We start from the raw sequence: 11,731 nt of genomic DNA, 5'->3' as shown, positions 1-11,731 counted from the left end.
TGACTGGGGCTGCGTAGCAGCCCCAAAGCTTGAGGTCAGCCGGCGTTCTCGCCGCTGTCGATCATCTTGCGCAGCAGGTACAGGATGGCCACACGCTCACCGGCATTCAGGCTGCCCATGCTCAACTCGCTGATCTGCCGGGCGCAGGGGATCATTTCGTCCAGCAAGGCAGCGCCATTGTCGGTGAGCTCGACGATAACCTTGCGCCGGTCGCTGGGATCTGGCGACAACTGCACCAGTTCGCGTGCCTTCAAACGGTCGACGATGCCGCGGATGGTTGCCTGGTCCACCGCAGTCGCCTTGATCAGCTCGGCCTGGGAGCTGGGGCCGTGGTCGCGCAGGGCGCACAGGGTGACGAACTGGATCGAGGTCAGCTGCGGGTCGCAAGCCTGCTGCTGGAAGATCGCCGTGTGCCGCTGGTAGGCCTTGCGCAGCAAGTGGCCGACCTGTTCGGTAACGTCATAGGGTGTGTTGTCGAGCGGGGCGCTGCTGGGGGTGGTTTTTATCGACATAGAATGGCTTGGGCTGGGTGGAAAGAGGCTGGCCGGCCGCCAAGAGCGGAGCGCCCGGCCAGTATAACCCCTATCGCGCCCGCGACTCCTCTGGTGCGACCACGTCGCCGGCCAGGACCACGGCTTGGTCATCCAGGTAGATGTCGCAATTGCGCAGCGGAATGTCCAGGTGGCACGGGGTCTTGCGCTTGCCGCCGACCTCGGTGTTGGGGCCGGTGGAGAACAGGAAGTTGCCGTAGAAGGCCCGGGCGTCCATGCACATGCCATCGTTGCGGTCGTGCAGGCCCATGGCCGTCCACTGCGCGCGTGGCTGCAGGCCCCAGCCGATGTGCGAAATGCCATACACCTCGGGGTCGTTGAAGTACTTCATGTAGTCGCGCAGGTACTCGGCCTCGAAGCCGCCATGAATGCCGGTGATGAAGCCTTTCTCGATCTCCAGGGTGATGCGCTCGCGGCAGTAGTTCTTGAACGGCAGGATGATGTCGCCCACGTCCAGCACCAGTGTGCCCTCGGCGCTGTCCTCGTTCGGCCAGGTGAACAGAAAGCCGCTCGGCCAGTGGTCCCAGCGCCCCGGCTCGTCGGCATAGCCGTATTCGGTCACGGCCGGGTACTGGCCAAGCGGGGCGTGGAAGTCGCTGCCGGCCTTGGACCGCACATGCAGGCTGCGCGCCTGCTTCAGCAGGGTTTCGGCAGCCAGCACGCGGCGTTTATCGTCCTCGGTGGGCAGCATGCGCGCCAGCACTTCCGGCGGCTCCACAGCCAGCAGAATACGCGTGCCGGTCTTGAGGATCTGCTCCTGCTCGGGGGAGTGCAGCAACATCATGGTGTCGACGATCAGGTCTGCCGCCTCCAGTGCCCGTTGCGCCGCCAGGTTGCCGGTAAGTGCGGTGTCGCCGCAGTAGGCGGTCATGTCGTTGCCCATCGCCGTGGGGTGGTTGAACGCGGGCAGCTCCACCGCATACACCTTGGCCTTCAGGCGCTGCGCAGCTTCCATCGCCGCGTTGACCGTGCGCGGGTCGGAGTAGTGGCTCTTGAGCACGGCGACGCTCTGCGTCTCGTCCACGCGGGAAAGCTTCAGTACGTGCTCGAACATCTGGGTCAGTTGCGCATTGCTCACCGGCATCGGGGTTCTCCTGGGCGGCGTTGATGGGGGAGAGGTGTTGCACCAAGGCAGTGCCCGGCGCTTCATCTCAGTGCAAATTAATAGTGTGTACACCCTACTTTTGCAGATGAAAGCGCATCCCGCCGGTAAGCGCAAGTTATCTGTAAAACGTTACCTATCCACACATACGCCCAGTTATTACGGTAACAGGGCTTTGGCTGCACGTTTCGATCAGCTGTTTGAAAAATATTTGCCTGCCCCTCTTTTCAAAATTCAATTGCAGCGTATACGCTCTAAATCGTCAGGCGGTCGAACCGCTGGCCACACATCAGAACAAGAGGAGAGATACCCATGCGGGGTAGGCAGAAAATCGCAATCGTCGGTGCGGGTCTGGGTGGGGCAGCCGCCGCCACGTTGCTGCAACAGGCCGGGTTCGATGTCGAGGTGTTCGAGCAGGCGCCGGAATTCACCCGCCTTGGCGCGGGCATTCATATCGGCCCTAACGTGATGAAAATCTTCCGCCGCATGGGGCTGGAGCAGAAGCTGGAGCTGATGGGCTCGCACCCGGACTTCTGGTTCAGCCGCGACGGCAATACCGGTGATTACCTGTCGCGCATTCCGCTGGGCGAATACGCCCGTCGCGAGTACGGCGCCGCCTACATCACCATTCACCGTGGCGACCTGCACGCGCTGCAGATCGACGCGATCAAACCGGGCACCGTGCACTTCGGCAAGCGCCTGCAAAAGATTGTCGACGAAGGCGACCAGGTGCGCCTGGACTTCGCCGACGGCACGCACACCGTGGCTGATATCGTCATCGGTGCCGATGGCATCCACTCGAAAATCCGCGAAGAGCTGCTAGGCGCCGAAGCGCCGAACTACAGCGGCTGGGTCGCGCACCGGGCACTGATCCGCGGGGTGAACCTGGCGCAGCATGCCGATGTGTTCGAGCCCTGCGTGAAGTGGTGGTCCGAAGACCGCCACATGATGGTCTACTACACCACCGGCAAGCGTGACGAGTATTACTTCGTCACCGGTGTGCCGCATGAAGCCTGGGACTTCCAGGGCGCCTACGTGGACAGCAGCCAGGAGGAAATGCGCGCCGCCTTCGAGGGCTACCATCCCACTGTGCAAAAGCTGATCGACGCGACCGAATCGATCACCAAGTGGCCACTGCGCAACCGCAACCCGTTGCCGCTGTGGAGCCGTGGCCGGCTGGTCATGCTGGGTGACGCCTGCCACCCGATGAAGCCGCACATGGCCCAGGGCGCCTGCATGGCTATCGAGGATGCGGCCATGCTGACCCGCTGCCTGCAAGAGACCGGGCTGTCCGACCACCGCACCGCGTTCGCCCTGTACGAGGCCAACCGCAAGGAGCGGGCATCGCAGGTGCAGTCGGTATCCAACGCCAACACCTGGCTGTACACCCAGGAAGACCCGGCCTGGGTCTATGGCTACGACCTCTACGGGCAGCCGCTTAAAAGCGGGGAGGCGGCATGAGTACCTTCGTCGCCGGCGGCAACGTCAGCGCCAATGGCATCCGCCAGCATTTTCTGCGCTACGGCGGCAAGGGCCAGGCGCTGATCCTGGTGCCGGGCATCACCAGCCCGGCGGTTACCTGGGGCTTCGTGGCCGAGCGCCTTGGCCAGTACTTCGATACCTATGTGCTGGATGTGCGTGGGCGTGGGTTGTCGGAGAGCGGGCCTGGGCTGGATTACGGCACCGACGCCTGTGCCGCAGACATCCCCGCGTTTGCTGCTGCGCTGGGCCTGGGCAGCTATCACCTGGTCGGGCATTCGATGGGGGCGCGCTTTGCCATTCGTGCTGCTGCCCAAGGGGCGCCGGGGTTGCAGCGGCTGGTGCTGGTCGACCCGCCGGTATCCGGGCCGGGGCGCCGCGCCTACCCGAGCAAGTTGCCGTGGTATGTCGACTCGATCCGCCAGGCCACGGTTGGCATGAGCGGCGACGACATGCGCGCCTTCTGTGCCACCTGGAGCGACGAGCAACTGGCCCTGCGCGCCGAGTGGCTGCACACCTGTTACGAGCCGGCAATCGTGCGCGCCTTCGATGACTTCCACGAGGTGGATATCCACCAGGACCTGCCTGCCGTGCGCCAGCCGACGCTGCTGATGGTGGCGGGGCGCGGCGGGGTGATCGAGCCCCGCGACATAGCCGAAATCCGCGAGCTGAAGACGGATATCCAGGTGGTACGGGTAGACAACGCCGGCCACATGATCCCTTGGGATGACCTTGAAGGCTTCTTCGCCGCCTTTGGCGACTTCCTCGACCAACCCCTTGTCTGACGGAGCACGAGACATGACCCAGCTATACCGCATCGGCCAGATCGTGCCGAGTTCCAACACCACCATGGAAACCGAGATCCCGGCGATGCTCAATGCACGCCAGGCCATCCGCCCCGAGCGCTTCACCTTCCATTCCAGCCGCATGCGCATGAAGCAGGTGAAGAAGGAAGAGCTGGCCGCGATGGACGCCGAGTCCGACCGCTGCGCCGTGGAGCTGTCCGACGCCAAGGTCGATGTGCTGGGCTACGCTTGCCTGGTGGCGATCATGGCCATGGGCCTGGGTTACCACCGCCAATCGGAAAAACGCCTGCAGCAGGCCACCGCCGACAATGATGCGTTGGCGCCGGTCATCACCAGTGCCGGTGCGCTGGTAGAAGCGTTGCATGTGATGAAGGCCAAGCGCATTGCCATCGTCGCCCCGTACATGAAACCGCTGACCGAACTGGTGGTGAACTACATCCGCGAGGAAGGCTTTGACGTGCAGGACTGGCGCGCGCTGGAAATCCCCGACAACCTCGCCGTGGCTCGCCACGACCCGGCCAACCTGCCAGGCATCGTCGCCGGCATGAACCTGGAAGGCGTGGATGTGGTGGTGCTTTCGGCCTGCGTGCAGATGCAGTCGCTGCCAGCTGTGGCCAAGGTCGAGGCGCAAACCGGCAAGCCAGTGGTTACCGCGGCCATCGCCACCACCTACGCCATGCTCAAGGCGCTGGACCTGGAGCCGATCGTGCCGGGTGCTGGTGCCTTGCTGTCGGGTGCTTACTGAAACCGGGAGGCGGACATGAGCGACACACAAAGCGCCCGTGACAACTATCAAGGGGTCTGGGGCCAGCGCATTGGCTTCGGCCGCAAGCCAGCCCTGTTGATGATCGACTTCATGCAGGGTTACACCACGCCTGGCGCTCCGCTGTATGCCCCGGGTGTTGTCGCGGCGGTCGAGCAGGCTGCCGGCCTGCTGGCGCTGGCCCGCGACTGCGGTACCCTGGTGGTGCACACCAACATTCGCTACCAGCCGCCACATTTTGCCGACGGCGGTGTGTGGGTGCGCAAGGCGCCAGTGATGAAGGACATGGTCGAAGGCAACCCGCTGGCTGCCTTCTGCGAGGCCGTCGCACCGCAGGCGGGGGAGGTGGTGTTGAGCAAGCAGTACGCCAGTGCCTTCTTCGGCACTAGCCTGGCCCCGCTGCTGCATGCACAAGGGATCGATACCGTGGTGCTGGCCGGCTGCTCCACCAGCGGCTGCATCCGTGCCAGTGCGGTTGACGCCATGCAGCACGGCTTTCGAACCATCGTGGTGCGCGAGTGCGTAGGTGACCGCCACAACGACCCGCATGAAGCCAACCTGTTCGACATCGACAGCAAGTATGGGGATGTCGTCACCCGGCAAGACGCCATGCAACACCTGCGGCACCTGGCCGGCTGAACGCCGGGCAGCCCTTACCCAATAACAATCAAGGAACGGTGCCGGAAGCCCGTCCATGACCGCCTGCTGTCCGGGCGGTCGCCCCGCAGGAGCACTCGGGGTCTTCAGGCGTTGCCAGGGCGCGCCGCGTATAGTGCGCGGGGTGCCCGGCGCGTCGAAAACTGCTGGCCTTAAAACAACCACAAAGTCGCCCGCCAGGAGACAGGAAATGCCAATTGCGAATGCAACCACGGTCCACAGTGACATCGACCATGGCACCAAAGCGCTGTACAGCAAGATCACCTGGAGGCTAATACCCTTCCTGTGCTTCTGCTACCTCGCTGCGTACCTCGACCGCATCAACGTCGGTTTCGCCAAGCTGCAAATGCTCGAAGACCTGCAGTTCAGTACTGCAGCCTACGGCTTGGGTGCCGGTCTGTTCTTCGTCGGTTACATCATTTTCGAAGTGCCGAGCAACCTGATCCTGCAGCGCGTTGGCGCCAAGCTGTGGATCGCCCGCATCATGATCACCTGGGGCTTGCTGTCGGCCTGCACCATGTTCGTCAGCACCACCACCCAGTTCTACATCCTGCGGTTTCTGCTCGGGGCTGCCGAGGCTGGCTTCCTGCCGGGCGTGTTGTACTACCTGACCATGTGGTACCCCACCTACCGGCGAGGGCGCATCATTGCCCTGTTCATGATCGGCTTGCCGTTGTCCAGCGTGATTGGCGGGCCGATTTCTGGCTGGATCATGGGGCATTTCGACCAGGTGCATGGACTGCATGGCTGGCAGTGGCTGTTCCTGCTGGAGGCGATCCCCAGCGTGCTGCTTGGCATCCTCACGTTCTGGGCACTGCCCAACCACTTCCAGCAGGCCAAGTGGCTGTCGGATGACGACAAGGCCCAGCTGGCGGCAGACCTGGCCGCTGACGATGCCGAGGGCAAAGACAGCAAGCACAGCTTCCGCGACGGCTTCTTCAACCTGAAGGTGTGGATGCTGGGAGGTATCGATTTCTCGATCCTGCTCAGCGCCTATGCCATGGGCTTCTGGATGCCAACCTTCATCCGTGATGCGGGCGTCAGTGATACCTTCCACATTGGCCTGCTCACGGCCATCCCGAGCCTGGCCGCGCTGGCTGGCATGCTGATGATCGGGGCCAGCTCCGACCGCCACCGCGAGCGCCGCTGGCACATCATCGTGCCGTTCATCATCGGTGCGATTGCCATGGCCAGCAGTACCTTGTTCAGCCAGAGCCTGGTGATGACCGTGGTGCTGTTCGCCATCGCTTCGGCGGCCATCATTGGCGCAGTGCCGGTGTTCTTCAGCCTGCCGGCCACCTTCCTCAAGGGCACGGCTGCGGCTACCGGCTTCGCCCTGGCTTGCTCGGTGGCCAATATCGCCGGCCTGGTCAGCAACTCGCTGATGGGCCTGGTCACTGACCTGACCGGTACTTCTCACGCGGCACTGTGGGTGTTTGCCGGCTGCCTGATTCTCAGCTGCTTCCTGGTTATTGCCTTGCCGGCGAAGCTGGTCAACCGCTAGCGGCCCAGCGCTTCACGCAATGGCAGAGCAGGCGGGCCGGGTGCCCGCCTGCCAACCCTCTCTCAAAGCAACCCGCACGTCGGTGGCCGTTCAAGGCCACCGCGCCGGGTGGCTGTTGCCCGAATCCAGGAGTAGCCCCATGCAAGGTTCCACTGCACCGCGTTTTTCTTCGTCTGCGCGCCTGGCCGGCGGTTGTATTGCCGCCGCGCTGTGTGCCGAGGCTTCGGCTGAAGAGGCCGGTTTCATCGAAGGCGCCCGTGCCACGCTGCAGGCGCGCAATTACTTTTTCAGCCGTGACTACGCTGACATCAAGGGGGCGAGCACCCAATCGCGTACCCAGGAGTGGGCGCAGGGTTTCATCCTCAATGCCAGCTCCGGCTATACCCAGGGCACGCTGGGCGTCGGTGTCGATGTTACCGGCCTGCTTGGCTTCAAGCTCGACAGCAGCCCGGCGCATGCCAAGTCCGGCTTGTTGCCCAGCCTGGACAGCGGTAAGTCGGCGGACGAATACAGCCGCCTGGGTGCGGCGATCAAGTTCAAGGTGTCGCAGACCGAGTTGAAGGTGGGCGAACTGATGCCCAACCTGCCCGTGCTGCTTTTCAGCGACCTGCGCCTGCTGCCGCCAACCTACCAAGGGGCGATGCTGGAGTCCCGCGAGTTTGCCGGGCTGACCCTGAATGCCGGGCAGTTCCGCTCCACCAGCTTGCGTGACTCGTCCAACAGCCAGAAGATGTACGCGCTGGTCAACGATCCGATCAATCCGGCGCGGCTGGCACGCTTTACCAGCGACCGTTTCAACTACGTGGGTGCCGACTATGCCTTCAACGACAACCGCACCAGTGTTGGCGTATGGCAGGCGCAGCTGGAAGACATCTACCAGCAGCGCTTCTACAGCTTCAAGCATGCCGAGCCGTTGGGTGACTGGACGCTGGGGGTGAATGCTGGCTACTTCGATGCCCGCGAGGACGGGCGCAAGATTGCCGGCGATTACGACAATCACGCACTGTTCAGCCTGTTCTCAGCCAAGACCGGCGGGCATACCTTCTATGTGGGGTACCAGCAGATTGGCGGTGATGACGGCTTTATCCAGGTGGGCGCCAACACCAACCCGATGGGCAACACGCTGCCGACCTACGAGTTTTCGGCGCCGGGGGAGCGGTCGTGGCAGGTGCGGCACGACTATAACTTTGTCGCCTTGGGCATTCCGGGCCTGACGTCAACCTTGCGCTATGTGAAGGGGCGGGATGTGGACACCGGGCTGGGCTTTGAAGGACGAGATCGGGAGCGTGATCTGGACCTGGCCTATGTGGTGCAAAGCGGGCCGTTGGCAGGATTGGGGATACGGGTGCGCAATGTGATGGCGCGTTCCAATTACCGCACGGACATTGATGAGAACCGGCTGATCCTGAGTTACACGGTCAAGCTGTTCTGAGGGTGCAGATGCTCTAAAAACCTGCCCGCTCCCACAGGTTTGCGCTGGTTTCAGTTTCAGCGTAATCCTGTGGAGTCAGGAAAGGGTACAGCTCACTGCAAGGTCACGGGCTTGAAGCTATCCGGTAACTGCTGGATAGCCGCCTCTATCTTGGCGATCGGTTCAGCCAACTCGTCCGCCTCGTTGTGCTTACCCTCCTTTTTCAGGCGATCGCGCTCAAGGCGCAGGTTCAGCAAATTTTCCTGCAGCTTCAGGGCCGAGGCATTGTACGGGTCCATGCTTTTCTCACACTGGTGGGCTTCCGTGCCGTTGTAGGAAAATCGGACCGTAGCAGCTCGATTTTGCTGCAGAAACTGATGTTTCATACAGGGAAATCCCTTCGAGGCGAATACTCCTACGTTGCGCGGTAAAAGATCCTACAAGCTGCATTTCAAATCGTTTCATTCAATCTTGGCTGAACCCCGCGTGATACCTAGCCACAACGGGGTTTCGTCCCTACAGGCTCTCGACAATTTCCTGTAAATGGTTTGCCATGCCCTTCGAAACGTCGTGTAGCAATTGCTTGCGCGTTAGAAGTGGTCCGCATCCACGACCGCCTGTGCAAACGCTTTTGGCGCTTCCTGCGGCAGGTTGTGGCCAATGCCACCGCTGATCAGCCGGTACTCGTATTTGCCGGTAAAGCGCTTTGCATACGCTTCTGCAGGCGGGTGTGGGGCGCCGTTGGCATCGCCCTCCAGAGCAATGGTCGGTACAGTGATGCCGGGGAAGCGGGCCAGCTTGGCTTCCAGCGGGTCATAGCGGGTTTCGCCTTGGGCCAGCCCCAGCCGCCAGCGGTAGTTGTGCACGGTAATCGCCACTTGATCGGGGTTATCCAGGGCCTGGGCGCTGCGCTCGAACGTGGCGTCATCGAAAGCCCACTTGGGCGAGGCGGTTTGCCAGATCAGTTTGGCGAAGGCATGGCGGTTCTGCTCGTAGCCCGCCTGGCCGCGTGGGGTGGCGAAGTAGTACTGGTACCACCACTGCAGTTCGGCGCTGGGTGGCAGCGGCGCCTTGGCGGCTTCCTGGCTGCTGATCAGGTAGCCGCTGACCGAGACCAAGGCCTTCACCCGCTCTGGCCACAGCGCAGAGACAATGTCGGCAGTACGCGCACCCCAGTCGAAACCGGCGAGTACTGCGCGCTGGATATGCAGCGCGTCCATGAATGCGACGACATCGCTGGCCAGGGCGGTGGGTTGGGCATTGCGTGGCGTTGCCGCAGACAGGAAGCGGGTTTGGCCGTAGCCGCGCACGTAGGGCACCAACACCCGGTAACCTTTTGCCGCCAGGGCAGGTGCAACTTCCTCGAAGCTATGAATGTCGTAGGGCCAGCCGTGCAGCAGGATCACCACCGGGCCATCGGCGGGGCCTTGTTCCACGTAAGCCACATCGAGCACGCCTGCGTTGATGTGTTTCAGATGGCCGAACCTGTCGGCCACTGCGCTTGCTGGCTGGGGCTGTACGGGGGCGGCGGTGGCGATAGCCGTCGCCATCAGCCCGAGCGGCAGCACGGTGCAGGCCAGCAGGGCGTGGTTGAAGCGGCGTGACAGGGTGTGGGTCGAGTGGCGGGCAGGCATCGGGCATCTCCTTGGCATGAGCCATTGGGGCGGGTTGATGTGTGCCAGTAAAGTTGACGGCTGTATCGCCGATATGTCCGATTGACCTGTTGGAGACGTGCTTGTGTATCAGGTCTCAATGGGTACACATAACGATACAAACGCGGTGCAGCGGTGGTTTTTCCGCTGTTGCACCGATCGAAGGTTTACCCGGCCAAGGAGAGGCCCATGCATTACGTTGTGATTGAACCCCATCGCAGTGAATACCCGCGGCCCATCCGCTTCGCCAAGGGCACGCTGCTGAACATCGGGCCACGCTACGAAGGCGAGCCAGGCTGGCAGGACTGGTACCTGTGCACCTGCAGTGGTCAGGAACCTGGCTGGGTACCGGCCCAGTTGATCGAGCGGATCAGCGTGTGCCAGGGCAGGGCACTGGACAATTACTCAGCGCATGAGCTCGATGCCGACCCCGGGCAGCGGGTGCAGATGCTGCGCCCGCTCAACGGGTGGGTCTGGTGCCGTCGCCATGGCAATGGCGAACTGGGCTGGCTGCCTGCGGAAAAGCTTCAGCAGGTTTCCATCTGATCCGCTTTTTTTCCACAAAGCTGAATCTGTAACCGTATCAGCCCAAGGCCGAGAATATGCCCATTCCCGCATCACAACTGTAGAGGTTCCAATGGGCAAGCTGGCGCTATTCCTGGGTGGTTTTCTGCTACTGACCATTCTGATTGGTCTTCTTGGCACGATTCCGCCAAGCTGAGGTTCAACGTTCACCCGCGCATGGGATAAGTCATTCTTTGCGCTGGGAAATCTGTCCACAAAAAACGTGGGTAGGTCTGTGGATAAAGTGCTGTAAGCCAAGCCCACGGCGGGCTCTGTTAAATTGAGCAGAAATTGAACAGCCGTTTCAGTGGCTGCTTCATTGGGCCATGCCGGCTCGGCGCAGGGCCGCCAGCAAGTCACGTACCCGTGCCGGCAGCTCGCCGGCAGGGTATAGCGCGTGCATCTGCGGGTCCTGCCCGCTGCTGGAGGTCAGGCGGTACTGGGGGCACACCCGCACCAGGCGCCCGGTTTTGACCTGCGCTTCGCCAACCCAGGCGGCCAGGCGGGCGATACCGGCACCGGCCAGGGTGCTGTGGTACACCGCATCGCCCGAACCCAGGCGCAGCCTGGGCCTGGGGCGCAGGCTGGTGATCTGGCCATCACGGCAGAAATGCCAGGCCTTGAGGATGCGTGGCGCGGTATGCAGGATCAGCGTATGGCCCTCCAGGTCTTCCGGGTGTTGCGGTGTGCCGGCCAGGCTCAGGTAGGCGGGGCTGGCATACAGGTGGCGCTGATAGGGCCAAAGCGGGTAGCCGATCAGCTCGCTCGATTGGGGAAAGGCGCCGCGCACCACGAAATCGAATTTGCCTTGCAGTGGGTCGAGGGCTTCGTCGCTGTACTGCACGTCGAGGGTCACTTGCGGGTGGTCGCGAGAAAACTCGGCAAGCACCTGCGGCAACACATGCTCCCCCAGCAACTGCGGCACGGCAAAGCGGATCCAGCCCTGGGCATTGCCGCTGAGCGCGGCCAGTTCGTCGGCCGCATCGCGTTGCACATCCAGCAAGCGCTCGGCGTGCGGCAACAGTCGCTCGCCGGCTTCGGTCAAGGTCACGGCGTTGGCGTTTCGGTTGAGCAGCTTGCTTCCGGCGTTGTCTTCCAGGGTTTGTACAGCCCGGGTAACGGCGCTGGGGGAACGCCCCAGTGCGCGGGCGGCGGCGACGAAGCTGCGCTTGTGTGCCACGCTGACGAACGCCTGGATTTCCCGCAGCATGTCCAATGCCATCGCCTGCTCCTTGTTGCAGT

At 62.7% G+C, this 11,731-nt stretch carries 12 protein-coding genes; 7 read left to right on the top strand and 5 right to left on the bottom strand.

Going from position 1 to position 11,731, the window contains the following annotated elements:
* Window positions 1-35: 35 nt before the first annotated feature.
* The gene (locus FHW75_RS19955) at window positions 36-512 is read right to left on the bottom strand and encodes a MarR family winged helix-turn-helix transcriptional regulator (RefSeq protein ID WP_019096756.1); all 477 of its coding nucleotides are present in this window, start codon (window positions 510-512) and stop codon (window positions 36-38) included.
* Between the two features lie 70 nt (window positions 513-582).
* Window positions 583-1,635 carry a 2,5-dihydroxypyridine 5,6-dioxygenase gene (locus FHW75_RS19950; protein ID WP_016711459.1) on the bottom strand — a complete coding sequence of 351 codons (1,053 nt, stop codon included), beginning with the start codon at window positions 1,633-1,635 and terminating at the stop codon, window positions 583-585.
* Window positions 1,636-1,965: 330 nt separating this feature from the next.
* Here FHW75_RS19950 and nicC point away from each other — a divergent pair, with 330 nt between their 5' ends.
* From nicC to FHW75_RS19920, 6 genes are all read left to right on the top strand, one after another.
* Window positions 1,966-3,114: a 6-hydroxynicotinate 3-monooxygenase gene (nicC, locus tag FHW75_RS19945; protein ID WP_019096757.1), complete on the top strand. Its 1,149-nt coding sequence runs from the start codon at window positions 1,966-1,968 to the stop codon at window positions 3,112-3,114.
* A complete protein-coding gene (nicD, locus tag FHW75_RS19940; RefSeq protein WP_025753693.1) occupies window positions 3,111-3,917 on the top strand; it encodes an N-formylmaleamate deformylase in 807 nt (268 codons plus the stop codon). The genes nicC and nicD overlap by 4 nt, the downstream gene beginning before the upstream one ends.
* A 13-nt stretch (window positions 3,918-3,930) precedes the next feature.
* Window positions 3,931-4,683: a maleate isomerase gene (locus FHW75_RS19935; RefSeq protein ID WP_019096759.1), complete on the top strand. Its 753-nt coding sequence runs from the start codon at window positions 3,931-3,933 to the stop codon at window positions 4,681-4,683.
* Window positions 4,684-4,698: 15 nt separating this feature from the next.
* On the top strand, window positions 4,699-5,340 hold the full coding sequence (locus FHW75_RS19930) for an N-carbamoylsarcosine amidohydrolase (RefSeq protein ID WP_016711455.1): 642 nt from the start codon (window positions 4,699-4,701) through the stop codon (window positions 5,338-5,340).
* Between the two features lie 208 nt (window positions 5,341-5,548).
* Entirely contained in the window at window positions 5,549-6,862 is a 1,314-nt protein-coding gene (locus FHW75_RS19925) for an MFS transporter (protein ID WP_025753694.1), read from the top strand.
* 139 nt (window positions 6,863-7,001) lie between these two features.
* Entirely contained in the window at window positions 7,002-8,294 is a 1,293-nt protein-coding gene (locus tag FHW75_RS19920) for an OprD family porin (protein ID WP_019096761.1), read from the top strand.
* A 92-nt stretch (window positions 8,295-8,386) separates the two neighbouring features.
* Here the strand turns inward: FHW75_RS19920 and FHW75_RS19915 are convergent, their stop codons facing one another.
* Window positions 8,387-8,572: a hypothetical protein gene (locus FHW75_RS19915; protein WP_161990207.1), complete on the bottom strand. Its 186-nt coding sequence runs from the start codon at window positions 8,570-8,572 to the stop codon at window positions 8,387-8,389.
* A 291-nt stretch (window positions 8,573-8,863) separates the two neighbouring features.
* On the bottom strand, window positions 8,864-9,907 hold the full coding sequence (locus tag FHW75_RS19910) for an alpha/beta fold hydrolase (RefSeq protein WP_161990001.1): 1,044 nt from the start codon (window positions 9,905-9,907) through the stop codon (window positions 8,864-8,866).
* A gap of 207 nt (window positions 9,908-10,114) precedes the next feature.
* On the opposite strand from FHW75_RS19910, the gene FHW75_RS19905 reads away from it, so the two are divergent.
* Window positions 10,115-10,471 carry an SH3 domain-containing protein gene (locus tag FHW75_RS19905; protein ID WP_019096764.1) on the top strand — a complete coding sequence of 119 codons (357 nt, stop codon included), beginning with the start codon at window positions 10,115-10,117 and terminating at the stop codon, window positions 10,469-10,471.
* 334 nt (window positions 10,472-10,805) lie between these two features.
* Here the strand turns inward: FHW75_RS19905 and FHW75_RS19900 are convergent, their stop codons facing one another.
* Window positions 10,806-11,711 carry a LysR family transcriptional regulator gene (locus tag FHW75_RS19900; RefSeq protein ID WP_019096765.1) on the bottom strand — a complete coding sequence of 302 codons (906 nt, stop codon included), beginning with the start codon at window positions 11,709-11,711 and terminating at the stop codon, window positions 10,806-10,808.
* Between the last annotated feature and the right edge of the window lie 20 nt (window positions 11,712-11,731).

It is taken from the genome of Pseudomonas sp. OG7 (assembly GCF_014192825.1).
GTDB classification, from domain to species: Bacteria; Pseudomonadota; Gammaproteobacteria; order Pseudomonadales; family Pseudomonadaceae; genus Aquipseudomonas; species Aquipseudomonas monteilii.
This window is presented reverse-complemented; position numbering and strand designations above follow the sequence as displayed.